This window comes from Pedobacter namyangjuensis (genome assembly GCF_003313325.1).
Classification (GTDB): Bacteria; Bacteroidota; Bacteroidia; order Sphingobacteriales; family Sphingobacteriaceae; genus Pedobacter; species Pedobacter namyangjuensis.
Map to the genome: position 1 here is coordinate 793,773 of NZ_QMHQ01000002.1, position 25,275 is coordinate 819,047.

Consider the following 25,275-nt stretch of genomic DNA (forward strand, 5'->3'; position numbering starts at 1 on the left):
ACACAAATATAAATGCTAAGCAATTTTTTGCGTTTTAAAGTTGTTAACATATTGTGGGACAACACGTAAATTTGAATCAGAATTTTGTCAGAAACAAAAGGTAAATAAGCTAATTATTTCTTTTTGAGCACTTAGCAGAATGCAATGTGTGTTAACAACTTTAAAAACTATAAATGAGCACTTTACGGTTTCCCGTAAAGTTTTTTTAACAATCCGAATATACTGCAATATCTTTTCTAATTGTAGAGCGTATTCGGTTAAGGTATATTTATATCTCGAATTGGAAAACTAAGGTTTACTTCATTCATTTGCTCTTGCGCCAAGAAGATGAAACGATGGAAGAACCGTAATGCAAAGTCATCATACTATTGGTGATCAGGTTTGATGGTGCACAAATCAAATAACAACCATTAACACCTCGGCAAGCAGAAACTCAAATATTTACTTTGAAAGCCGATTTGGAAAACCTGGACCTATTTAAAAGTTAAATACTTTTTTCGCCTCTCTCCAATTCTTTTTTAATACCGGGTTAATATAACATGTGTATGCATCTGATTCTTCGCCCGAAAAATGGCAATATTTCTCTTTATACTTCATTGCCCCCTTTTTGCCCAACTATTGTAGGCTTTTTCGCTATAAGGCTTATCCATGTAAAAAGGGATTTCGATGCCATAACGGATGCAAAAACCTGTTTGATGTTTTTGTTCGCGTTTCTCCGGCATCTGTTTCTCATAAGACTTAAAACCAACAAGCTTGTCGGCCTTATGATACTCATCTATTTTATCAACCAGTACTTTAGAGGAAAGATATTTACTTTGCATTCCAAACATAAATTTTCCGAACTCAGGAGCTCTATGATAAAGAAGGTCTGCATTTTAAATTACACCTGCAAAGTAACTATAAGCATCATTATCTAAATCTGTTGCACCCACCACACTTGTTAAACCGCCAATAAACCTATTTGATGCTTCAATCAAAATACCTGCTTCTATATTGTTATTTTGGGAGAAATCGTAAAGATTCATTGAAGTAATCATCCCATGTTTTCATTAGCATAGTTTTTGCATGTAGATTCTTTTCATAGCGGATTTCGATATTTGGAAATTCCTTAAACAACGCTAAATCTTCTAAACTTAGCTTGTCAGCTCCATTTTCAGACTTTCCATAAACAATGGATATTTTGAGATTTGGGTTGTTTTTTTTAGTTTAAGCTGGTCTCTTATTCTACTGTGGAGTTTAATGTAAGGAGATATTAGCAACAAAATGCTTTCAGCATTTTTGATTAATTTTTCTAGCGAAGCATTCAGTTCACTTCCTTGTACAAATTTATTCATGAGAGGTATATTTATATCAGCTTACAACTTAGCAGAATATTATAAATTTTGCAAATTTTCTTCAACCACTATGGCTATGCAAAATCAATTACTAACGTTTAGATGCAACCAGAAATTTTATTTCAAGTTTTAAATCTATGCACCCTATGCCAAGCCAAAGCCTCTTGTGCTGGGTAATGGTTTTGTTGTTGAGGCAATAAAATATTTTTGCCTTTCAATTGCCCTAACGCATATGGGTGGCTTTTATCTTCTGTTAGATTTTCTGACACTAAGATGCAATAGTTCTCATCGATACTAAGCAAGCCACGATCGAAAGCACGGTGCATGTTAGGGCAAAGCGCAATGCCATTGGCTACTTTATCGTTATGGCTTACGCTAAAGGGAACGATGTGGCAGGCATCTATAAAGTTGTAGTTATAAATACTGGTAAGGGCCATGCCGGTAAAACTGCATTGGTTTTGATATAGTTTAGGTACTAGCTTTTTAAATAAACCATTGCGTACAAACACATCTTCTTCGGTGTATTTGCTAACGTGCTTGTATATGGCTTCGGGCTCATTTAAAACATAATTTACTTGTTCATGCAAATATCCATCACCCCTATTTTTTGCTTGTAAAAAACTTGCCTTTTGCTGTGGGAAATAAGTGTCTAGCAAATTTTGCAGTAAAATGTTTCGCTCTTGGGCAATGGAAAGCAAGAGGAAAAGTTCTGCACCAAAATAACCATAGGCACAAACGGCCTGCAATGTATTTACAGATTTGATGTGCGCATTGATTTGGCAACCCGGTTTTGGTTGTAAAAACCAATAAGCATTACCTTGTGCCTTTTCGCTCTGCAAATAATAAAAGGGTTGTGTGAAATCTGGCTGATACAGGGTTGGTACAAGCAGTTGCCAGTTTTCTTTAAAGGTACCTACAAGATCGGCATTAACGCTAATTTTGTTTTCAGTTACCAGACCTTTTTCTATTAATTCTATTAAACTGATAAGCAGTACGGGTTTATGTGGCGCTAAACCATACTTTGTGCCTCCCCTTTTTAATGAGCTAAAGGCTTTGCCGTATTTTTGGAGTATCGGGTTGAGCAAGACAGGATAGTTTTTTGGGTTGAAGATATAAAAAATATTTGTTGTGACTAGCACTACTAAACTCTATTTGACATTAAACTACAATTAAGTTGATCCTCTAAAACCTTTTACGGGATAAAGATTTCGAATTATGTACTTTGCACATCTTAGTGTATAATAAGATCTTATTCATCTAAAATTAATACCAACCAATTTCATCACACGTCTTCCAACTTCAAAAAAACCACCTTTCTAGCACTCTTTTAGGCAAAAACGTCCAAAAAACTGGTTTCACATGCATTTACAATGCGTTTTGATGCGCTTTTGCGCTAGCAGTCCCCTATTTGGCCCCTATCAGGTCCCTAGCAGTCCCCTACAGAGCGTAGTTGTGAGTTAAGGCGTACATTAGCAGTGCGCCATATTATTCAACTTTGCCCTACAGCACATTAAACGGATTGCCCAGCCTGTGGAGGCACGACGGTCACCAGGAATTTTCCAGAATAGGTTTGAGTACATCTTTCCATTTCCAGTGAATCTGTATCCCCGCTAATATAAACAATGCAACAATTTCCACTTCGTTTAACTACCAACAGCTAAGCGGAACCAAGCAAAACCAATGTGCAGAAGAACGTTCAAGGATTTACAGATTTTTCTTAATACTTTTATCAAACAGGACTGAACTTGTAAGACCTATCCATGGAAAAAAGGATGGATAGGTCTGACAGTGTTAGACCTATAAACGAGTTAGGCACAATTTATTGACAACAACGATAGCAAAATGAACAAATCAGTTTTAATAATTAAAGGTTACAGCAAAACAGATGTTGAACTAATTAACGATAGAAAAATTATACAATTGTATATTGACTTTTTCACGAGTAATGCGGGAGGTTGTTTTGACTTTGATACTGACTTTGTCATACTTGAAGAACCTGAACTTGAAGAACTTAAAACGATAGATTTTCTAAATGCAAAAGATTATCTAATTGTTTTGTTAGTTGGTCACGGTGCAAATAAGGACGGAATACAAATTTTTCAACTAAACAAGGACGTTCTAATTCAACCTGGACAATTACAATTTGACTGCGAACGCCAACTTCATATTATTGAGACTTGTAGAAACATAATTGATTTTGAACTTGATATAAAAAGAATAAATAGACTTATACCTAAATATAAATATGGAGGTGTTGTAAAAAGACCTCTAACAAGAGAAGAAGCTTTACTTAAATTTAATGAAGCTTTGTCTAAATCGGCCAAAGAAACAGTTTACATTTTTGCTTGTAACATTGACGAAAGCGCGTATAGTTATTTCTTTTTACAAGTTTTGGTTGACATATCCATTTACATACACGAATATTACAGAAATAGCATTTACAACATTTCGGAAATTTTTGAACACGTAGAAAAACAAGTAAACAATTTATCAAAAGGAGACCAAAATCCTATAAAAATTGGAGATGGAAATTTTCCTTTTGTAGTGACGATAATTTAAACTGTGCCTAACAAGGGTTTTGCGATAGTGGGGCGAAACTGCAAAGTTCAACGGCAGTTCTTCGATTCAACTTTTGTACAAAATTGAAGATTTTCGCTTCGATTGCCCCACCATCGCAAAGCCCCGAAACGTTAGGTGAAATTTTTAAAGAAGACAGAAAATGAATTATTCCGATGTAACAAAATATTTTGGAACTAATTTGTCAGATCTCGACTTTCAGGCTTTTCTCAAGAACATATCTTGCGACCCGACAAAATATAATGTATCAAAAAGTCAGTATATTTTATCAGAGGAAAATGGACTTGGAGTTGGATTTAAAGACGAGGAAGCAGTTTATGACGAAGATGACCAAACCGTTTTCGAAAAAGGAAATCCAGTATTTTCTGTTATTAATCTTAGCATTGCTACTTGCAAACTTTTAAAATTAATGCCATTCGACATTAAATTTTCCGATACACGAACTATGGTTAGAGGGAAAGCTGGAAAACCGATAAAGATAGTTGATTATGAAAGTGTTTTTTAAACAAACATATGATGATTGATCATTATAAAATTGATAATCTTGCAATAAGTATCGATTACGAAGCGAAAAATGAGACAATTGACTTTATACAAATACGGGACAATAATCAAGTGGACACTCATTTAAAACTATAAAAACTACAGCTAACCACAGGTTTAAGTTAAGGCTCGGGAGTAGCAAAGACACGAAAATTTGAAGCCATGTATTTAGATTAGTGCTGCGGGTAATTAGCGCAAGAAGTTAGGCTCAACTTAAACCTGCCAAACGTTACAAGTAATATTAAATGACCGAAACAACCGAAATATTATCCCCAGACAAAAAACAAAAGTTGCATTTCTACGACTCCATTGAGCCGAGAATGGGAATGACAATAAGTAAATTTTCATGGACTGATTTGTTGAATAAGGAGAAAATAAAATTTTCAGGTATTTGGACACTCGGATACAAAGGACGTATTACTTCTTGGTCGGATAATTCAAACTACTTTTCGCTGTCTATTGGAAACCCATTTGACTGTTTTTTAATAGTGGACACAAAGACAAAAAGATTTTCTGTAGTTGTGTTTTCAAATGTTTGGGTTTTGGAAGCTAAATGCTATAACGACAAAATTGAAATTGAATTTTCGGAGGACCAAATACCTGAAAGAACAGAAAATAATAAATACCCAACCCGACACTTTACAAAACCGCAAAACTTGACATTAAAGTTTAGTAATTTAAAATGGTTTAGTGTTGACAGACTTGAAAACTTTAAAAAAATAGAAAGCAAAATTCAGCAATATGACTTAAAACCGATTGACAACGGATGGAGAGAATTTAAAGGAGTTTTACCACAGACAACAGAATTAATAGTTTGGGAATTAAAACAGTTTGCTAAATACGGTGACAAACAAAGTGAAATGTGGCTCAATGAACTTATGGCAAAAACAACTGACCCGAACCTATGGAAAAAAACATCTGACTATATTGGATACAAAAAACGTCAATAGAGAAAATATTGCTGGTAACACAGGTTTTGCGTCAGGCGGGCTGACGTGCAAACTTCGAGCATTGTGCTTCTAATAAACTTTAGTAATAAATTGAACATTTGCGCTGCGAAACCCGCCCGAACGCAAAGCCCCAAATCGTTCGTGGCAATATTAAAAAGACAAACAAAGACAATGGGACTATTCGACATATTTAAAAGCAAAGCCAGACAAACGGCAACTTCTCACACAACTCAGACAGTTCAAAACGACGCTTTGGCAAATTTTGACTGTTATTACATTTACGGTTTAACTGATAATCCTTTTCGACAATCAAATGACTTCAAATCATTCGGAGAACTTTATAAAAAAGTAATCGGAACAAAAGGCGGAATTGTTATTGGTAGTTCATTTCATCCTTATCAACTTGTAAATCCAAAAGGGACGTCCGCATGGCAAGCTGGTTATGTTCAATTGTATTTAAACAATAAAAAAGACGAAGCGTTTGATGCAATAATAAATGACAACGGACTTTTGTTAGTAGATCCATCATCAGCATTTAAAGATATAATGATTTGGCCAGACACTCGTTTGACAAATGACGAAAATCCAATTTTTAGTAAATATGTTCCCTTTGTAATTCCATTCTTAGTTTACAAACCGACAGAAGAATTGAATTGGGACATTGAAATAGCATTAGGAATGGCAACCAAGGGAAATGCCTCTGACTACGTGGGACAAATAACTAATCTGACAAGATTTATAATGCCGGAACCATCATTCATTTTAGGGTTTGACAAGTTTGACGATACAAACCCATCAAGACTAATTGACAATTTCATGAACTGCAAAAAATTATTAGGACAATAAATACTGCCATTAACACGGGTTTTGCGTTAGTGTTCGGACAATGCGAATAGAAACATTTGAGCAATTAAAAAACACTGGTGCTGGCAGACAGTTTTCGGTTTCAAAAGCCCACCATCGGAAAGCCCCAAACCGTTAGGTGCCAGACATAAACCAATAATTGATGACCAAAAACCAAGCAATGAATAACACAGAAAACTATATTTCAGGCCTTAAAAAATCATATATTGACAGGGGTGCAGGTAAAGATTGGGAGCATTTTGAAAGCGTGAAGGAAGGAGTCAGTGAAGGAGAAATTGAACAATTACAAAAAATATACCCTGAAATACCACAAACATTAATCGATTTGCTAAAATATGTTGACGGGACATATTGGAGAAAATTCAAAGAAGAAGAAATAATTTTCTACCTTCTGGGTTCAGATATTGAAGCATATCCATATTATTTATTATCAGCGAAACAAATTATAGAAAACCAAAATCAAGCTGTCGAATACTATTCAGATTACATTGAAAGAAAGTATGACGAAGTTGATGTTGACGAAAAAATCACAAGTAAAACCAATAGTCTAAAATGGTTGCATTTTTCAGATTGTATGAACAACGGTGGAACTTCGCAGCTATTTATAGATTTCACACCATCAGAAAAAGGAAAAGGAGGTCAAATAATCAGATTTTTACACGATCCCGACGAATTTAAGGTGATAGCCGAAAACTTTGATGAGTATTTGAAAAAACTAGTCGACAAAGGGTACGACTTTATCAATGAAGATATTATAGGTTGAAAATGCTGGTTTATAACAAGAGCTCTGCAATATTGGGGCGAGACTGCAAAGTTCAATAGCAGGTCTTGGGTTGAACTTTTATACAAAATTGAAGATTTACGCTTCGATTTCCCTACTATCGCCAAGCCCCTAAACATTAGCAGATATTTTAGAAACACGAACCTAACAGGAAAGATGAAAAAGTTGACATTTGATATCGGAACTTTACTAATTGCTGGAATCGCTTTTTCGTTTGCGAATTCAAATCAAGTTATTAATCATCTCACCTTGAAAATAACTTAGTAGAAGAAATCCCACCGAATTCTAATGTCGAAATGCTGAGTATGACAGTTTAATTTATTCCGAAACATTATTCAAGCCAAGCGGTTTTACCCATTTTTACCAAGAACTTAATCTTATTCCGCCAAAAAATAGCCCGGCTTCTTACCAAGGCAAACCTTCAGTCACTGCCCCAAAAGAAAAAGCCGGTAGCCTACATTGAATCGCAAAATAGAACATAAAAAACACTATCCACAGCCTTTCTGCAAGACCTTTCTCCCTGGGCGCCTTTCAAGGAATTCAGTGCCGGAAAGGTCCGGAAGATATCAATAAGCTCTGAATTCGTCTGCTTTTTCTTTGATTGCATTTTTGAACTTGTCCACCTGCGGGCCGGCGGGAACAACTTCGGTAAGCTCAAAGGTATAGCTGCTTTTTCCATCTGCACTAATCCAGCTACCGATAATTTTATTTTTTATTATCTTACCAAGAAAAGTTCCGGAAAAGTTAGCGGTGGACTGTTCAACCAAACTGATATTTCCAGCATTGTTCCGGTAACCGTTCAGCAGGATGTAGTTCTTTTGATTATCATATCTATAGCTCCCAACAATTGGATCCGCATACGTTCCTTCGTCCAATCCCTCCAGATAGAAAACCACATTCATTTTTTTATTGATCGCACCTTTGTACAACCTGCCATCCTGCGCACAGACATGGCCCATCACCGCAAAAAACAATAGCGTAAATACTGCTCGCATAGCTACATTTAAATTTAGGGCATCAATGATCTGACACCGGTTTAGTTCATCATATATTTCCTATCACGACATAGCGCCTGTTCCAAAGCCGCCTTCCCTTTTCAAGCGATTGCAGCAGCCAGCCAGCATTTACCAAACCTAGCCAAAGCCGACCCGATCACAGCTACCATTATTTGAGCATTTCAAATTGCATTCGGCATTGGTAATGATTTAAGTGCCAGGCTAGATAAGAGTGCACCTGCACTAAATTAGTAAACATTACTGAGTTAGCAACCTAAAAATCAGTTTTAAATCCACTGCCACCTGAAAATGAAGGTTTATGCAAAGCTTCGCTTCGCCAGCAATACCTCGTCAGACCGATTTCGTAGCATACATATTAGGCCTAGTACGGACGGATTTTTCCTTCAGCCAATCGGACCAAAAGCTCTGTAACGACTCCCCTTATCAAAAAGCTATCGAAATTAAATCGATGGAAGGCTGCTGCAAACAGCTCTCCCATCTTTTATGCTCGTTCTCCATGCCGGATTCAACTCCCGAAAACTGTCTGCATGTTTAGGAAAGTGCGGTGTCATCCTGGAACTCCTGCATCAGTTTTTGGGGTTCAAAAAATGGTTTTTCAAGTGCCTCCTGGCGATATTCATCCGGAGTCATAATCGGTACACCATGCACAATGGGATATTTTCTTCTACACACCGTGCAGGAGAGGATTCCCTCCAGCACATTCATTCCAGTATCCTTTGTAAAAACCTCCATCTGAAGATCTCCCTTATCAAAAGGACAGCATAATTTTTCTATTGTTTTAAGTCTCATAGTAGTTATTTTTTTGTTTTAATGCAATTTGATAAGCTTCTACTTCCTGTCTCGGGTTTGCTGCATTCAAAATTCCCGATATGGCGGCAACTCCATCAAATGGTATTTCCTTTTTCAGTGAAGCGGTGTTTTCGGGCGTCATGCCGCCAGAGATAAAAATCGGAAGCCTGGTGAGTTTGCCGGCCTGTAAAACTGTTTCCGATGGCACCAAACTACAGCTTCCGGCAGAGCTTGAAGGAAACATCGAACAGAACGAAATATAATCCAACCCATTTTTATTGGCCAGAGAAACAATGTCCAGATTGCCTGAACAGGTTACTCCGGTAATTATCGGCCTGCCGATTACATCCCTTATCGACTGCAAATCATCAGGTAGACAATCAAAATGTACCCCGTCAATATCCTTTGTCTGCAGAAGCAAGGACCAGTCTTCATTGATCAGGACCGGAATTGAGTAGGGTTTGCAAAGTCTGGAGATCTCCTCTACTATAAACAACCTGTCGCTTTCTTTCCGAAAATTGTTCCATATCTGCAGTACCTGTATTCCGCCGGACAATGCTGATTTGAGTTTTTCAAGCAGCATGTTTAGCTCAAGGGCTGGATCTACCACTAGGTAAAGCCCTCTTTTGATTGTTTTCTGAATCATTTCACTCATTTCCAAGCTTTATTTTGCGAAGTAAAAAATGCGTTCCAGTAGGCATCCGTTGGATGGTAGGGCAGCTCGGTCGACTGTTCGTTCTCAATAAGTTTGTAGCCGCTTTCCTTCGAAGTAAACTTTCCGATAATGCTGGCCTGGATGTTTTGGCCCGCAAGCTTTTGCACCAAAGCTGCCGACCGGGATTTTTCCACGGCCATCACCATGCTGCCGGCACCAATACTGAACCTGGGATCAATGCCAAATAAATCACAGATGCCTTTGATGTTTTCTCCTATTGGAATTGCATTGTTATCGATTTCAACACCGTTTCCCGATGCAATCGCCATTTCGTAGACTGCGCCTAAAACTCCGCCCTCGGTTACATCGTGCATAGCCCTGACCGCTCCGTCTACATCCTGTTTTGCAATCAGTGCCTCTGGTAAACTCGAAGTTTGGTAAAAGGATTTGCAGGCCTGCTCATAGCTCTCCTTGCCAAGCTTATTTTTTACCGTTTGCGGAAAGCTCATCGCCAAAATTGCAGATGAGGATATTGCACATTCTTTTGTTACCATGATCAGGTTATCCTGCTCGGCATAGCTGCTCAGCAGAATGTCCTTTGAAGCAGCGGTGAGCAACATCGTTCCGCCACCGGCAACGGTAGAATTTTGGCCTTCGATCCTTCCGGTATGGCCTCCGGTGATCGAAACCCCAATTGCATTACAGTATTGGTGGACAAAGTCCCAATAGGTCTGGAAATCCTTCTCGCTGAGCGAAGTGGGCAGGTTCAAAACCATTTGTGCGTACATAGGGGCAAATCCGGTAGTAGCCATGTCATTGGCCATCAGGTGCACTGAAAGCCATGCAGATTCCTGTAAACCAAGTGAAGGTATGAGGCTTAGCGGATCGCTGGTCATTGCCAAAGACAAACCATTGGGCAGATTTACAACCGATACATCTACGCCAAAGCCTGGCCCGCAATGAACTTCGCTGCGCATGCGACCGGTTTTTTTAAGAATGATAGCTTCAAATTGCTGATTACTGATTTTTCCTGAACCCATGGAATTTTGGTTAATCATCGAACCGTACGTATAGACCAAAAAAATCACCTATCGGAAGGCTCCACTGCTGCAGCGGAAACCATTTCGGAAGACCGGTACAGGTCCACTCGATCGTGTATTTTCGGCCGTTTAGCGCCTCATGGACTTTTTGGGTAAGCAGATGCGGCGTGTAGAATGTAGCAGTAAGATAGAATGGGTTTTTGCCGAATAGCTCCTGGACCCGTCTTCGCAATACTTTAGGCGAATTTCTGTTCATCATTCCAAAGGCCATCCCCCTTTTGCCTACACGAGCCGCTTCCCTTATCACCTGAACCGGATCACGGTAGTATTCGAACGTTGTAATAAATGCAACCACATCAAAGCTATCGTCCTTAAAAGGCATATAGTGCGAGTCCGCATTGACCAGATCCCCGTCAAACAGGTGTACGGCCTGGCCGAGCATGAAAGGCGATAGATCTCCTCCGGTAGCCTCTATTCCAATTTCCTTCCACCACCTGGTAAACCGGGTGGTACCGCAGCCAAATTCCAGGAGTTCTTTGATGCCAGGATCTTTTCCTACAAGCTGAGCCATGATCTTTTTTTGCCAGACTTCGGCCCTTTTGTAACGTCCCTCGTACCACTGTTCGTAGGTATCGGTATGCTCGCGGTTGAAGAACCACTCCTTCCGCCCTTGCCAGTTGCTAAGTTTTTCCGAAAGGACGTTGAAACTCTTTTGTTCTAATTGCATATGTTTAATAGTTTAGTGGATTTTCAGCTGACCGGTTTACAGGCAGCAGACACCAAAAAATCAAACAGCCAGGCGACCGCAATCATTTGAGCAAATGCATCCCTACGCCGGTATTATCCGTGTCAGGTTCGCGGGTATTCATCTCAGCCTCCAACCTTGGTCAAAAGCACCCCGTGCAACAGAAGCAAATATATAAATTTTAGTTGGAGATTCGAGAAATCCAATTTTTCTTTCCGGTCAGGCTAACCGGATCTTAATTTTTAAATTCGATTAATCATTGTGTCGATAGGATTCATTTGGAGTGAAACACGGGGACCTATGGTTTTGGAATAATGAAGGCACAACGAGTGTTTTTCATAGCGACGGTGATTTATTACCCGCAACATCGCCATCCAGTACAGCCTGCCCGAAATCCCAAGTGGCCTAAGGAAGCCTTCTGGTGCACGCATCCCTTTTCATCGATGCAGAACTCCAGCCAGGCCACCCGGCGACCTCATCTCTGCATACAGCAAAACCTCCGATGGTCCCTGTCCGAAAGCATCACCCGCCAAAAACCGAGCATCTCCCTGGCCAAAGTCCTGTCAGTGTCCTTCTGCCCTGCAATAACCCGCTACAATAAATTAACCATTACACCGTGCAACCAATTTTCTAACACAAACCTTGCCCAGTATCTTCATATCTCTTAATAAGCTCACTTTCGAATAAACCGATGCTTCAGTAGGATAAAGCCTTCTTCGGACAACAATTCAGGTACCTAGTGCCAATTTCACACCGAGTCAATGCACAAAAGACTCATTAGAGATTTCCAGTACGCGTATTAAAGACGACAACTAATGGGGAAGCCGATGCATCAGCGAAACGCATTGACTATAAATCTTAATAAAATCGGATGTCCAAATATTCCACCTCGCCTATTTTTTCCACTAGTCCAAGCCCATGAAAACCTAATGACTTTCGCAATGAGGCAAGGTCGGTTACATCTAAGGAAAGGTCGTATTCCTCTGGACCAGCAAGATCAGTAGTGATGATCATTTTAGCACTATCTTCCAGGTATCCAACCATTTTTTTAAGGTTGTAGCCTACAATCTCAAAATGCGGAAAATTGTCCGCCGATATACTGGAATGCTTGTCCTGCAATGGCTTGAAGGTATTTAGCCTAGCGTGATCTACTACGACCAGCTCCAGATAGCTTCCTTTCCTTTTAATCACTTTCGCATTAAATTTCATTGCATCCCCCATAAGTTCCATTATCATATTCCGGCGAGGCTTGTTGGGAATAATCGTATTGGCGTATTTTCTAAACAGAAGGGTATCGGATTTTGCATCGAAATTAAAGTCTATAGTCTGATCCAGCCGAGCCATATCATTACTAATGAAACGAACGTTTCGACTGTAGTCTGTGAGGTAGTTCAATACATCTCCCAACGGTGTATTGCGTCTGGAAACACTTACCAAATCGCCACCCTTGTTGGTGGAAGCACTTCCGGTCATGCTTCCTCCTCCCGTTGGGCCCACACTAAAGGTAAATACCGGAACAACAGATTTTAAAGGTACGTTCTTAACAGCAGTTTTGGATAGGTCCGCCTTTGAACCTGTAGCGGATGAATCACCCTTTATGATGGCCGATAGAATCTCCGCACTTAAATCCTGACCTAAGCCTGCCCACCTTACGATATTATTCTGATCGATAACTACGCTGTAAGGGATAAAAACAACCCCAAATCCTTTTTTTGTTGTACCGGTTGTATCCAATAGATTCAAACCTTGCACCTGTTTCTTTGTACGGGCAAAAAACTTTTTCACTGTACTTTGAGGTTCGTCCGTGATAAGAGCAAATACTACATCGTTATTTTGATAGGTGGCAGCTAGTTGATTATAATGCGGGAAGTTTGCAATACAAGGCGCACACCAGGTTGCCCAAAAATCCAGCACGAGAATTTTTCCTTTATAAAATCCTGGATCAGCGACTTTTCCCATATTCTGCTGAAAGATGACGGGAGGAGCAGGCTTGCCGACCAACGATGAAAGCTGAGCTTTACAAATAATTACAGTAAGGAATAGAAGAGCAGTAACAGAGATGATTTTTTTCATGATTTTTGAGTTTTTAACTTACGTAAAATAATTAACCGTTCAGCTCATAGACTTATACAATTCAAGATGGTCAACTGACGCACAAAAATTTTACACTTTTCTTATTTCATCAAAGGGTTAGAACTATTAATTCCCCCTATATGTGTACAGTCGGCAATATTCACTGTTTATCATTCAAAGCTGTGCCAGACCCGGAAACTAAATCTAAGCACAAGAACGATCATGCTCTAATATCTCATCTGACCAATTCGATCTGGTCGGACAGCTCTTTTACAACCGCCTCATCACTGCCCAGATATCCTGTGGACTTAAACCTCATCCTGCCATTTTTGTCTACTACGATCTTGGTCGGAAGGCTCTGCAGCTTCAGTAGGGAAAACAGTTCAAATGCTTCCGGACTGTTCGTTTTGGGCTGATCAAATAGTACGTTGAAACTATACTTGTTCTCCTTCATATAACCGGAAACCCTTGCCGTGAGGCCATTGCGATTCTTCTCCGCCGTGTTTACAAAAAGAAACACTACATCCTGGCCTGCATATTTATCCACCAGTTTCTGCATTCCGGGAAATGACTGCTTACAGGGAAAGCACCACATTGCCCAAAAGTCCATCACCACCGTTTTTCCTTTGAGGTTTCCCAGGCTAACCTTTTTTCCGTTGGCGTCCGTAAGAATAAAATCAGGCATGGGCTCGTTGATCATCCTGCTATGCAGCTCTGAAGTTTCTCGCTTGCCCGCCTTGTCATAAAGGGTTGCCAATCTAACTTCGTAGTTTTGGACTGTCCCCCCCAATGCCATAAAGCTCTCCCTAAAAGCTTCCGATATGTCCTGGTTAGCAGCTCCTCCGGAAATCGCCTCCTCTAGGAAAGGCAAGGCTTTTGCAAACTGTTTATTTTTGGCAAGGGCCAACGCATACCAGGTTTTTAACTCAATGTCCTTTTCTCCACCTTTAGCAATCAAATCCTCAAATACCGCCAATGCCTGCGTATATTTCTTGTTCTGGTACAGTACCTTGCCATAGCATGCGCTGGACTTGAATTTATTAAGCTTTAGTAGCTCCAAATTTTCTTCCAACGGCACCACATTAATTGCAGAATCAAGGTATTTTATGCTCAGCAGACTGATTTTTTCCGCTTCGGGCAGACAAACATTTCTTGAGGATAAATAGCCTGCTATCTCATTTGCCGTTATTGACCTGTAAAGCAGACTAGTGTCTTTTTTTAGATAGGAATAGAACTTTTCAAAGTTGTAGTCCTTACCGAAGGCGACACTGAGCTTACGGTTGAACAGCATGGCAAAATCGGCCAGAATCAGCTTGCCTTCTTCGTTGCCGGCATCGTTGTAGTCATCAGTCAGCTTGCGCAGCATCCTTTCCATTTCATTACCCGATTTTGCGCTCTCTATGGCACTGTAGCGTTCGGTAAAAAACATTGCGCTATTGGGAAAGTCCAGCTTCAGTCCGGCTAGCGACCGCTGCGAAAGTTCCTGTCTGTTCAGGATCCTGTAAAGCCAAAAATTCAGGATGTAGAACTTCTCGGTTTTGTTCTGCTGGTCCAGGCTAGCCAAATATTGCAACAGCTGCTTTTCGGCAAGTGGTCCGTCGATTTTCAGCAGGCAGGTATAATACGCCTTAACGATTGAAACCTGGAACCTGTTTTCGATGCTTCCTCTTTTTTCCTGCCTCAATAGTTCAAACGCCCTTTGGTAATCGGGCACTTTAAGTCCATAGAAACGCATATCGCGGACTTCCGTCAGCAGGCTTGCCTGTGCATACCTTGCGCCAACGACGGGCTGCTTTTTTTCATCATACAGCACATACTGGTAGCTGGAGGATTTTACGTCGCTGACCTGCCCGTTAAAGAACTTGAATGCGACAAGCTGAGTTTCTTTGGAAGTAGGGATACTTGCGGTATAGGCCTCACCTTGCCTGTCAAGCTTTAGCTGGACCTGCGAGGGCAACAGACGGTCGAACAGAATAGCGGAACAGAAGATCCGCTCCTGTTTTTCCAAGGCACCTCCCTTAGGGCTATAAACTATTTCTATGAGGTCACCAGGCTTGGGATGTTCGGGCGAAACCGTTAAGGTCTGTCCGGCGACTTGCAGTGTTCCAAAAAAACAAAGCAGCGCAAAAAATAGCGTTCTCAGCTTATAGCTTTTTAATTGGTTTTGCGTATGCATCATGCTGAACACGCTGTCCAGTTTTTGTCCAAATATGTTTTGCGAAAATAGCTCGGAGCTTGAAAGCAGGCACACGAGCAGCGTTAGTTTACGGATCATAGATATCAAATGTTTTTATGTAAGTCGCAAAATGGCCTAAACTGTTGCATCCCTGCCCTGCAAAACTATTTAAACGAGCTCGGAAATGCATTTTCGTTTTTTGCTTTCGGTCCCGAACTGGATCTGCTCAAACAGTTTTCCAGATCTAAAACCAAAATCCAGGACACCGATCAAATCCTGCTCTTTGGCGGCAGGGTGCTATAATTGATAAACCAACCTGGTATTTTATATTTTAGAATATAAGCTACCAAAAATTCAGCCCCATACAAATCCCCCAGATTGGGGGATTGCAAGCATTTGGAAATAGTGTTAGGTTTGGCTCATTAAATTGATTCCATGAAAAGATATCTGCTTGTCCTATGCATCCTTACGGCACTGATCGGGTGCAAGAAAAATAAAGGTGAAATTCAGCCAGCCTCAACCGCCTCAATCTCAGGCTCGATAGCTCCAGCCTGGAAGGTAAACCAGCTCGCTCTGGTAGGGTCCGACGGCAGAACCTATTCGGCCCAGGTCAACAGCAACACTGGCGAATTCTCTTTCAAAGACCTGCCTAAAGGAACCTATACCTTAACCGTGCCCGCTAGCCCCGCATTTATAGGCGAGCTTAAAATGCCCATTACCCTACAAACCTCCCAGCAGCTCAACCTCGGACAGATCCAGCTTGAACCCGTTAGCACCGCAACGGGTAATGTTAGCGGAAGCGTGCTTCCCCTTGGCTACGGCAAACTGGTCACTGTAACCGAAATAAGTTCCAGAAAAAGCTACACTGCAGTACCCTCTTCAACAACAGGGCAATTTACCATCATACTGCCAAACGGCAACTACCAAATCAGCGTTAGCGCAAATGCGCCAGCCACCCCGCCAGCAGACCAGGAATTTGCTATTACGGGAAAACCTCTGGACCTTGGAGCGCTGATCTGCGCGGACAACAATTCCGCATCCATCACTGGCAAGTTCGGCCCGGGCAGCGCAGCGGAAACCATCAAGGCCACCAGTGTCGGTTCCGGTGATCAGATCAACGCCATCATCAACCGCAGCAGCGGAACTTTCAGCTTCCCCGTCCTCATTCCGGGAGCCTACAAAATCAGCTTTACCGCCTATACACCCTATTTGCCGGCAGCAGAACAGACCGTAACAGTCTCTGCCAGGCAGCAGCTGGACATGGGAACAATCACCTTTCCCTACAATACGGATATCCGCATCCTATCCGCCAAGCTCAACGGCAGAGCGGTATCCAGGTATAATCCTGCCTGTACCTTATCAGGTGGTGTACTGAACTTTTCCCTCAGCTACGTTACCTTTGGACAGACCCCGACCCAAAACTTCAAAACCACCACCACCACCCTGCAGATCAGTATCGATCAGATCACAGGACCTGGCAAGTATACCTTTTCGGGAACAGCAAGTTCGAATATGACCTTGTCGGAAAAAATAAGCAGTCCGGCTAGCCTGAATACTTGGAACATCAGTGGAAATGCCACTGGGGAACTAGAGATCCTTGCGATGGATCCTGTGGCCAGAACCATCCGAGGCAGCTTTTCAGGGATACTGAACAGCACTACAGGCTCGGCTGCAAAAAAACCGGTAACCGAAGGATCCTTCTATATGAACTATTGATTTCCGCTCCTTTCCAGTTGGCTCAGCCAGCTGGAAATACTAATCGATAGGACTGATGAACGATCCAAAATATCCAAACCAGGACACCCAATTCACAACCTATCGGTTGATCCAGCGGTTTTCGGCAGCTATTTTTAGCGCTTCCGCCTTACTTCCCACCGAGAGCTTATGGTAGATATTTTTGATGTGGCTTTTCACCGTTTCCCTACTGACGAAGAGATCAGCTGCGATCTTGGTATAACTCTTTCCTTCGGAAATCCCCTGCAGCACCTCCCGCTCACGTCCGGAAAGCGGCGAACTGGGATTGCGCTTAAAGGACTGCACCACCATCTTTGCAATCTGCAGGCTCATCGGAGCACCTCCGGATAACGCCTCCCCGATGGCCTTGATCAGCTCCGGGGTTCCTGTCTCCTTTACGATATAACCGTCTGCCCCTGCGCACAGCGAACTGAAAACCCTTTCGCTGTCCTCCTGCACGGTAATGATCAGTACTACGGCATCCGGCAGCATTTTCTTGATCCTTAAAGTACCCTCGATGCCATCAATGCCCGGAAGTCCGACATCCATTAAATATACGTCGGCCATATCGCTGGAAAGTTTCTCCAGCGCATGTTCGCAGCTCCCATAGGCTCCTGCAAGCTGATAGCTTCCTTCAAGGGAAATCACCTGGGCGAAAGAGTCCCTGATCGACGCATTGTCTTCTATGATAACAATCCTTTTTTTCATATGCTATTATTTTAGCTCTTCAACCCTTGCACCAACTGAAATCCTGGTACCGGAACAATTATCCAGGCACCAGATAAACCCACCCTTTCTGCAGCGAGAATCAATATTTGCCAGCCCATAATGGCCGTCCGAACCGCTGAAGGGTTTCCACTTGCCATTGTCCGCTAGCGAGAACACCACATGGCTGCCGGCATAACCGAACTGCAGCAGTACCTCGGTCGCACCCGAATGCCGGGCGGCGTTGTTCATCGACTCCTTGAAAATCAGGATCAGCCCAAGCGCCCCTTCTGTGCTAAAGCGCAGGCCCGTCTGCCTTCCGCCAGTCAGCTCCACCGAAAAACCAATGGCAAACTGCTCAAAAAAATGCTGACCGTAGGAAGCCAGGTAATCCAGCAGCTCTAGCGGATCATCACTGTCATGGTTCAAATTCCACAAAAAATCCTTGCTGGAGGCATACAGTTCCCTACTGGCTGCAATAATGCCCGAGGCCAGCGGCAAGGCCTTGTCCTGATCCTTCAGCATCAGTTCAAGTACGGTCGCCTGCCGGGTGATTCCGGAAAGTAGGTTCCCGGTCTGGTCGTGAAAATCGCTGGCAATGGTTTGCCGAATTGTGCTCAATTGGGCCGTCCGCTGCCTTACGGCAAGATCCAGACCCGAGATCCGCTCGTTTTGCAAATCCTGGATCCTTTTGCGGGACTGACGCTGGTCGTACAGCAGATAACTTAGAAATCCCCCAAAAAATATCGTAAATAGTCCATGCAGCCCTGCGGTATACCCCGGACTGCCCAGTACACCCAACGGGGCAACAACACCCGAAGAAACACTCTTGTAATAGATCAGCCCGAGCATTCCAAGATTGCCCAAAACCCCTACCCAGCCGTAGCGCTTATCGGCCAGCACCGCCCCCAAAAGGTACATGTGCAATATGCTCAGGTTTGGCGAATAGATCATCCCCGATTCGGCAATCCAGCCGTAGATGATCACATAGGTAACCGCCGCGGTCAAGCTCATCGGGATCCGGTAATGACCAAATAGCTTCACCGACCACAGGATCGAAGCGATCATCACCGCATTGATCACATACCCGGTTACCGGCCTATCCAAAATAGCCAAAAAAAAAGGGAAAAGGCACACCAGCGGCAAGGCCACCAGTACAGTGGAAACTACTGCGGAAAACTCCTCGTAACTGGGGCTTTGCTGCTGGCCTTTTAAGCCAGCAGGCATAAAATAATCAACCAAACGCGCAAAAGCACTCATAACAACACAAAAAAGATGACCAAAAGGATCTAAACGGCTACAAGCTAGCGTTTTCGACCGGTATTTGCAAATTGATAGCAATGCTTTTAACCCGAAAAACATCATATCATTAAGATTTCCATTACTTCCAGACAAGTGCCTTTTGGGCACCCCTGTTTGCTTCAGCTTCTAACACAAAAAACCATTTTTAAACCGACATTGCACCCTATCAGCTATTTTTCAAAATAATTATTCAAAAAAATACTTCAAATCACAAATTTTAAATGCAACTTTGATGCAATTGTGAAAGAATCGCTGTTTAACACCCGTAAAACCCTGACAAGGCATGCCATTGCGTTATGCCTGCTGTTGTTTTTTACCGGTTTTCAGGTTTTTCAGTTCCATCACCACCACGATAAACCCCATACGGAAAGCAAGACCCCAGGTGCCGCTTCGCTCTCGCAGAAATGCGAGATCTGCGACCTTATAACCAGTAAGCAAAACAATTTTACCGCACATACTACACTAAGCATCCCTGAAGTTTCCTCCCGCCAGATCAGTACAAACAGTTTTGTCTATAGCACAAATTGGGACGGTGCCTATCAAATACTGACCGATAACAAGGGGCCACCTGCTGTTATTTAGGGCATTCTGCCTACCTATTATTCTTATTTCTTGTGCATAGGACATTCCATGGTATTTGCCCTTGGGATAATGTATTCTAAAGAAATTCTACGCATCATGCAGTGTTATTAATGCGCACGTATTTTTTATGCGATGCAATTTGATCAACGCCCATGCCCCATCTTTTCACTCGCCTTAAATCCAAAAACAATACGCTATGATCAGAACAATAGCAAAAAACGAAATTATATCGGCTTTTCGCAACAAAACGGCTCTATGGCTGGCCATCATCTTCTACCTGCTGGCTATCGTGGCCGCACTTGGCGGATGGAAGAACTTTAGCACCGCAACCCAGCAGCGGCGGCAGGCCAAGGAAATGTTCAGGCACCAATGGGTGGAACAACAGGCCAACCCGCATTCCGCTGCGCATTTTGGGACCTACCTTTTCAAACCGTTCACATTCATCAGCCTTTTTGATACGGGCCTAAACAATTATACGGGAAATACCTATAGGGTCGAAGCACACAACCAGGCCGAAATGAACCATGCCGTAGCTCAGGACTCAGATACCGAAATGCGCTTTGGCGAGCTGACCATTGCCAGCCTGTTCCAGCTTTTCATGCCACTTTTGATCATATTCCTATGCTTCCGATCTGTATCCGCCGAAAGGGAAAACCAGACCATAAAACTGCTGTTTGCCCAAGGGCTCAAACCATCAACTCTATTATGTGGCAAAATTACCGGCAATTACCTGCTTGTTACAGCCATCATACTTCCGGCAATGCTTATGATGCTAATTGCCACAGCGATAAGGGAACCAGGCATGCTTGCAAGGATGAGCTATTTCAACCTAGGCTACCTGCTCTATTTCCTTATCCTAACCGCTGTTTTCGTTGGGATATCGGCCTTGGCCAAAAGCTCAAAAAACGCGTTAATTTCTAGTCTAGGCGTATGGGTCTTATGTTTTGTGATGGCTCCAAGGCTGGTTGCCGGCTTTTCTTCCCGGCTTTATCCCCTCCCGTCCCGTGGGGAATTCAACAAAATGATCGAGACTGCAAATTCAAAAGGGCTTCAAGGCGACAAAGACAGAACGGAACGTCAAAAGGACTACCTAAAGGAAGTGCTATCAAGGTACAAGGTGGATAGCGTAAGTCAGCTACCGTTAAATTTCAATGGACTGAGAATGCAGTACGGAGAAGATTACCTATCGAAAGTCTATTTGACGATTAATGGACAGGTTGAAGAAAGTATCGGCAAGCAACAGCATATCGAACGCCTTTTTGGTTTTCTGGACCCTTTTATCGCCATGCAGCAGCTTTCCAGGGCTTTGGCCGGTACGGACTACAATCACCATATCCATTTTCACAAACAAGCGCAAGTGTACAGGGATGAGTTTATCCGCAAGCTGAACCTCAATATGGCATATGAGGACAGGAACAATTTAAGGTCCGATTACAAGGTTGGTCCAGCTTTTTTTAAAACCATGGAGGATTTCAGCTATAGCCAGCCCGAGGCAAATTGGGCTGGCTGCAAGCACCAGCTTTCTCTTTATGCGCTGCTGTTCTGGCTGGGAATAACGGCTTTAGCCATTGGTCTGATTTCAAAAAAAATAGCCATCAACTGATATGAACTTATTTAAAACCATCTTTCGTTTCGAATGGATACAGCTAAAAAGGCAGTACGCGCAACTTTTCGCGCTTGCACTTTTCCTGATCATAGGCTGCTACGCGGTATATTCGGGCAGCAGTGTTATCAAACATCAAAAAACAGTAATTGACACCTTGAACCAGCAGTACAATAGCGACTACGAGCTGGCGGTCAGAAAATTTACCGACACCTTAACGCCCGAAAGCAAAGCACAGGCAGCGAATGCAGGGGTGCCACAGGCAATTGATTTTAGGTTACCGCCAGTTGCTTCCAACCAGCCCAAAGGCTTCGCTTCACTTGCTGTTGGCCAACGCGACGTAAATCCCTATTACCAGAAAGTAAGGTCGCAGGTTGACTTTTTGGATAACGGGAACATGGAACTAAGCAACCCATCGACTTTGTCTGCCGGTAATTTCGATCTCTCCTTTGTACTGGTCTACCTTCTGCCTTTATTGATCATCACCCTTTGCTATGGCAGCTATGCAGAAGAAAAGGAACAGGGAACCTATGCCCTTTTGACCATACAATCTGCAAGTATCTCTAGGATTATGATCTACAAGCTGCTGTTCAGAGCTGCTGTAGTGCTGGTTGTGACTGGTCTGCTTAGTTCGATAGCTTTTATTGCTGCTGAGATCATCGGAGCTACCAGTTTAAGCGATATTTTACTGTGGAGCTACATCACCTTGATGTATATTGCCTTTTGGTTCGCTGTCTGCTACTTTTTTATACAGCTGAAGAACAGTTCCATTGCGACCGCTTTAAAATTGGTGGGCGTTTGGCTATTTTTTCTCATCGCGCTTCCCTCTATCACTAATGCCTATTTGTCCCTTGCTAATCCTGTTCCTTTAAGGGCAGACCTGGCTTCCTTTGCCAGGCATGCAGCCGAAGAGGTTTGGGAGACCAAACCCGCAGCGCTTGCAGCTTTGTTCAACAAGAACAACCCGCAGTACAACAGCTCCATAAATCCCGCGAAGGACAGTACCCAGAATGGGCAAAGGTTTATAGTTGGCTATTACGATTTACTGGAAAGAAAAGTATCCGGCTACGCCAAGGCAATAAACGATGAAATTGAGGCTAGAAATGCTCAGGCGCAGCTGCTGGCGAAATTCAGCCCTAGCGTTACCATGCAATACCTGTACAATGCCATTGCGCAGAGCGGAAGAGATGGCCACATGGATTTCCAAAGGCAGCTTAGCGTCTTTCAGAAGAAATGGAAACACCATATCTATAGCAGGCAACTCGCGGAAGTGAACTTCACCAGGGAGGAACTCAAAGACCTGCCGAAATTCACTAAAGCCAACCCAACCAGCAGCACCGAAATCCTAAAAGGTAGCCTTAGCATTTGGGCAGGGCTGATGCTGTTTTTGCTTCTTGCCAATTGGAACGGCAAAAGGGAATCTTCATCCATCAATCTTTAATTTCTAAATAAAAAACTATGTTACAAGCGATAAATCTTACCAAAACATACAACAGCCACACCGCTCTAAGCAGCCTTGACCTAAATATCGATAAAGGAGAAGTATTTTGTCTTCTGGGGCAAAACGGAGCGGGCAAGACAACTACGATAAACCTTTTTCTTGGCTTTGCCTCACCGACCAGCGGACAGGCGCTGGTGAACGGCATAGAAGTAGCCAATAATGCCGAGCAGGCAAGGAAGCACCTGGCCTACATTCCAGAAGTAGTGATGCTCTATCCTCACCTATCGAGCATGGAAAACCTGGACTTTTTTAGCCGCCTTGCCGGATTTGAATATACACCGAAACAGCTGCAGGATTTTTTGGCGCGGGTTGGCCTGCAGCATGAAGCGTTCGAGAAAAGAATGGGCGGGCATTCAAAGGGAATGCGCCAAAAGGTAGGCATTGCCATTGCACTGGCCAAAAACGCCGATGTGCTATTGATGGATGAGCCTACTTCCGGACTGGACCCGAAAGCCACTGCCGAATTTACCGAACTGGTCAAGGATTTAGGCAAGGAAGGTAAGGCCGTACTGATGGCCACTCACGATATTTTTAATGCGGTTGAGCTTGGAACAACGATAGGCATTATGAGACGTGGGGAATTGATCCACCAGATGCCAACTTCAAACCTGATGGCAACAGATGTCCAAAAACTGTACCTGGAAACAATTTAGAACCGAGCCTGATATGAAAAAATTACCTGTTACCGTACTAAGCGGCTTTTTGGGAAGCGGAAAGACAACCCTGCTCAACCATATCCTGCATAACAAAGCCGGACTTAAGGTTGCTGTTATCGTGAACGATATGAGCGAAGTCAATATCGATGCAAATACAATAAACAATGGCGGCGCATTATCCAGGACAGAGGAAAAACTGGTAGAAATGAGCAATGGATGCATCTGCTGCACCCTGCGCGAAGACCTGATGGCCGAGGTGGAAAAACTGGCGAAGGAAAACCGTTTTGATTACATCCTGATAGAAAGCAGCGGGATTTCCGAACCCATCCCTGTTGCCCAAAGCTTTTCTTTTCTCGATCAGGAAAACGGAATAGACCTATCTGGATTCAGTTACGTGGATACTATGGTCACCGTAGTGGACTGCTTTAACTTTTCCAGGGATTTTGGAACCGACGAGCGTTTGTCCGATAGGGAACTGACCGATATGGCAGGTGACGACAGGACAATCGTCAATCTCCTAACCGAACAACTGGAGTTTGCAAACGTAATTCTTCTTAACAAAACGGATTTGGTCAGCAAAACCGAACTCGGCCTGCTCCAAGCTGTGGTTACCAGGCTCAATCCCGGTGCAAAAATCATACAGAGCAGCTATTGCGATATCCCGGTCAAAGAGATTATCAGTACAGGGCTTTTTGATTTTGATGCCGCATCGCAGTCAGCAGGCTGGATAAAAGAACTGCAAGGGGCACATGTACCCGAAACCGAGGCGTACGGTATATCCTCTTTGGTTTTCAGGAGTAGGCGACCCTTCCATGCCAAGCGGTTTATGCGGTTTTTGCAGCAAGATTTCCCCTCAAACATCATCAGGTCCAAGGGATTGTTCTATACCGCGGACCAGCAATACCAGGCTATGAATTTTTCACAGGCAGGTGGTTCTTCAAAACTCGAATCCGCTGGCCTGTGGTGGTGCAGCATGCCTTTTGCCGAAAGAATGCAATACAGTGATTTTGCGATGAAACAGCTCGCAATAGAAGCCAGATGGGACAGAAATTTTGGAGACAGAATGAACGAACTGGTATTTATTGGCCAACAAATGGATAAAGCCCTTTTGACAAAAGAGCTGAATTCCTGCCTTCTTAACGAAAATGAACTCGCAATCTTTAAAGCGGGCAATTGGCCTGAGGCAAAACTGGAAATGATTAGCCAGGCCACATAAACTCTCGGGACCAAATAATGATCAATAGCAAAAAGACATACCAAAAGCGATTTGGTGCCATCAAACAGATGGTCGCTATGCTTTTGCTATGCGCTATTTTTTCCGTTATGGCTGTACAGGTCTTCCATCATCATGGAAACTGTGATGCAAAACATCCCCGGCACAAAACCTCCTATCAAAAGAAGGCAGAAAACTGCAGTATTTGCGAATACCTTTCAGGTCAGAAAAAACACGAGCACTTTGTTTCAGACCATACTGCACAAACCTATTTTCAGCCTAAGGGCGAGCCCATATTAAGTACCGTGTCTTTTCCACTTTATGATAAAGTAGCAGCTTCTGTCAGCAGCAGAGGGCCTCCGAGCATCAGCTGACCCAATACGCGACGCCTCTTCCGAAGGTGTCCTTTCCTAATTTTTTCAATTTCAGCAAAGGG

At 42.9% G+C, this 25,275-nt stretch carries 25 protein-coding genes and 1 riboswitch; of the genes, 11 read left to right on the forward strand and 14 right to left on the reverse strand.

What is annotated here, in order from left to right; translation table 11 throughout:
* Window positions 1-593 precede the first annotated feature (593 nt).
* The 4 genes from DUT69_RS10590 to DUT69_RS10600 form a co-directional block, all read right to left on the reverse strand.
* Window positions 594-821, reverse strand: coding sequence for a hypothetical protein (locus DUT69_RS10590; RefSeq protein ID WP_162796269.1), 228 nt, complete (start codon window positions 819-821; stop codon window positions 594-596).
* A 54-nt stretch (window positions 822-875) separates the two neighbouring features.
* Complete coding sequence (locus tag DUT69_RS19250; RefSeq protein ID WP_162796270.1) at window positions 876-1,037, reverse strand: hypothetical protein; 162 nt, start codon at window positions 1,035-1,037, stop codon at window positions 876-878.
* Between the two features lie 96 nt (window positions 1,038-1,133).
* Window positions 1,134-1,334 carry a hypothetical protein gene (locus DUT69_RS10595; protein WP_113653192.1) on the reverse strand — a complete coding sequence of 67 codons (201 nt, stop codon included), beginning with the start codon at window positions 1,332-1,334 and terminating at the stop codon, window positions 1,134-1,136.
* Between the two features lie 122 nt (window positions 1,335-1,456).
* Window positions 1,457-2,419 (reverse strand): HNH endonuclease, encoded by a 963-nt coding sequence (locus DUT69_RS10600; protein ID WP_113653193.1) that lies wholly within the window; start codon window positions 2,417-2,419, stop codon window positions 1,457-1,459.
* 757 nt (window positions 2,420-3,176) lie between these two features.
* Here DUT69_RS10600 and DUT69_RS10605 point away from each other — a divergent pair.
* The 5 genes from DUT69_RS10605 to DUT69_RS10625 all read left to right on the forward strand — a co-directional run bounded on the left by DUT69_RS10605 (window position 3,177) and on the right by DUT69_RS10625 (window position 7,031).
* Window positions 3,177-3,893 (forward strand): hypothetical protein, encoded by a 717-nt coding sequence (locus DUT69_RS10605; protein WP_113653194.1) that lies wholly within the window; start codon window positions 3,177-3,179, stop codon window positions 3,891-3,893.
* Between the two features lie 160 nt (window positions 3,894-4,053).
* Window positions 4,054-4,416, forward strand: a complete 363-nt coding sequence (locus tag DUT69_RS10610; RefSeq protein WP_113653195.1) for a hypothetical protein — start codon at window positions 4,054-4,056, stop codon at window positions 4,414-4,416.
* Between the two features lie 283 nt (window positions 4,417-4,699).
* Window positions 4,700-5,404: a hypothetical protein gene (locus DUT69_RS10615; protein ID WP_113653196.1), complete on the forward strand. Its 705-nt coding sequence runs from the start codon at window positions 4,700-4,702 to the stop codon at window positions 5,402-5,404.
* Between the two features lie 171 nt (window positions 5,405-5,575).
* Window positions 5,576-6,250 carry a hypothetical protein gene (locus DUT69_RS10620; protein WP_162796271.1) on the forward strand — a complete coding sequence of 225 codons (675 nt, stop codon included), beginning with the start codon at window positions 5,576-5,578 and terminating at the stop codon, window positions 6,248-6,250.
* A gap of 178 nt (window positions 6,251-6,428) precedes the next feature.
* Window positions 6,429-7,031 (forward strand): SMI1/KNR4 family protein, encoded by a 603-nt coding sequence (locus tag DUT69_RS10625; protein WP_113653465.1) that lies wholly within the window; start codon window positions 6,429-6,431, stop codon window positions 7,029-7,031.
* 584 nt (window positions 7,032-7,615) lie between these two features.
* On the opposite strand, the gene DUT69_RS10630 is transcribed toward DUT69_RS10625, so the two are convergent.
* From DUT69_RS10630 to DUT69_RS10660, 7 genes are all read right to left on the reverse strand, one after another.
* On the reverse strand, window positions 7,616-8,044 hold the full coding sequence (locus DUT69_RS10630) for a hypothetical protein (RefSeq protein WP_162796272.1): 429 nt from the start codon (window positions 8,042-8,044) through the stop codon (window positions 7,616-7,618).
* A 552-nt stretch (window positions 8,045-8,596) separates the two neighbouring features.
* Entirely contained in the window at window positions 8,597-8,854 is a 258-nt protein-coding gene (locus DUT69_RS10635) for a Trm112 family protein (protein ID WP_113653199.1), read from the reverse strand.
* Window positions 8,844-9,509 (reverse strand): thiamine phosphate synthase, encoded by a 666-nt coding sequence (locus tag DUT69_RS10640; protein WP_240186699.1) that lies wholly within the window; start codon window positions 9,507-9,509, stop codon window positions 8,844-8,846. Before DUT69_RS10640 ends, DUT69_RS10635 begins: the two co-directional genes overlap by 11 nt.
* On the reverse strand, window positions 9,506-10,549 hold the full coding sequence (locus DUT69_RS10645; protein ID WP_113653467.1) for an AIR synthase family protein: 1,044 nt from the start codon (window positions 10,547-10,549) through the stop codon (window positions 9,506-9,508). Before DUT69_RS10645 ends, DUT69_RS10640 begins: the two co-directional genes overlap by 4 nt.
* 10 nt (window positions 10,550-10,559) lie before the next feature.
* Window positions 10,560-11,276 (reverse strand): class I SAM-dependent methyltransferase, encoded by a 717-nt coding sequence (locus tag DUT69_RS10650; RefSeq protein WP_113653200.1) that lies wholly within the window; start codon window positions 11,274-11,276, stop codon window positions 10,560-10,562.
* Window positions 11,277-11,358: 82 nt separating this feature from the next.
* Window positions 11,359-11,460: riboswitch (TPP riboswitch) on the reverse strand.
* 692 nt (window positions 11,461-12,152) lie between these two features.
* Window positions 12,153-13,367 (reverse strand): TlpA family protein disulfide reductase, encoded by a 1,215-nt coding sequence (locus DUT69_RS10655; protein ID WP_113653201.1) that lies wholly within the window; start codon window positions 13,365-13,367, stop codon window positions 12,153-12,155.
* A 235-nt stretch (window positions 13,368-13,602) separates the two neighbouring features.
* On the reverse strand, window positions 13,603-15,642 hold the full coding sequence (locus DUT69_RS10660) for a redoxin domain-containing protein (protein ID WP_113653202.1): 2,040 nt from the start codon (window positions 15,640-15,642) through the stop codon (window positions 13,603-13,605).
* A gap of 336 nt (window positions 15,643-15,978) precedes the next feature.
* Between DUT69_RS10660 and DUT69_RS10670 the strand changes: the two genes are divergently transcribed.
* Window positions 15,979-17,259 (forward strand): carboxypeptidase-like regulatory domain-containing protein, encoded by a 1,281-nt coding sequence (locus DUT69_RS10670; RefSeq protein WP_113653204.1) that lies wholly within the window; start codon window positions 15,979-15,981, stop codon window positions 17,257-17,259.
* 99 nt (window positions 17,260-17,358) lie between these two features.
* On the opposite strand, the gene DUT69_RS10675 is transcribed toward DUT69_RS10670, so the two are convergent.
* From DUT69_RS10675 to DUT69_RS19255, 3 genes are all read right to left on the reverse strand, one after another.
* Window positions 17,359-17,985, reverse strand: coding sequence for a response regulator (locus DUT69_RS10675; RefSeq protein ID WP_113653205.1), 627 nt, complete (start codon window positions 17,983-17,985; stop codon window positions 17,359-17,361).
* Between the two features lie 6 nt (window positions 17,986-17,991).
* On the reverse strand, window positions 17,992-19,377 hold the full coding sequence (locus tag DUT69_RS10680) for a sensor histidine kinase (RefSeq protein WP_162796273.1): 1,386 nt from the start codon (window positions 19,375-19,377) through the stop codon (window positions 17,992-17,994).
* A 201-nt stretch (window positions 19,378-19,578) separates the two neighbouring features.
* The gene (locus DUT69_RS19255; protein ID WP_162796274.1) at window positions 19,579-19,740 is read right to left on the reverse strand and encodes a hypothetical protein; all 162 of its coding nucleotides are present in this window, start codon (window positions 19,738-19,740) and stop codon (window positions 19,579-19,581) included.
* 322 nt (window positions 19,741-20,062) lie between these two features.
* Between DUT69_RS19255 and DUT69_RS10685 the strand changes: the two genes are divergently transcribed.
* From DUT69_RS10685 to DUT69_RS10705, 5 genes are all read left to right on the forward strand, one after another.
* A complete protein-coding gene (locus DUT69_RS10685; RefSeq protein ID WP_113653207.1) occupies window positions 20,063-21,469 on the forward strand; it encodes an ABC transporter permease subunit in 1,407 nt (468 codons plus the stop codon).
* A 1-nt stretch (window position 21,470) separates the two neighbouring features.
* The gene (locus DUT69_RS10690; protein WP_113653208.1) at window positions 21,471-22,910 is read left to right on the forward strand and encodes a DUF3526 domain-containing protein; all 1,440 of its coding nucleotides are present in this window, start codon (window positions 21,471-21,473) and stop codon (window positions 22,908-22,910) included.
* 17 nt (window positions 22,911-22,927) lie between these two features.
* Complete coding sequence (locus DUT69_RS10695) at window positions 22,928-23,623, forward strand: ABC transporter ATP-binding protein (protein WP_113653209.1); 696 nt, start codon at window positions 22,928-22,930, stop codon at window positions 23,621-23,623.
* 13 nt (window positions 23,624-23,636) lie between these two features.
* Window positions 23,637-24,842 carry a GTP-binding protein gene (locus DUT69_RS10700; protein ID WP_113653210.1) on the forward strand — a complete coding sequence of 402 codons (1,206 nt, stop codon included), beginning with the start codon at window positions 23,637-23,639 and terminating at the stop codon, window positions 24,840-24,842.
* 107 nt (window positions 24,843-24,949) lie between these two features.
* The gene (locus tag DUT69_RS10705) at window positions 24,950-25,213 is read left to right on the forward strand and encodes a hypothetical protein (RefSeq protein ID WP_162796275.1); all 264 of its coding nucleotides are present in this window, start codon (window positions 24,950-24,952) and stop codon (window positions 25,211-25,213) included.
* Window positions 25,214-25,275: the final 62 nt, after the last annotated feature.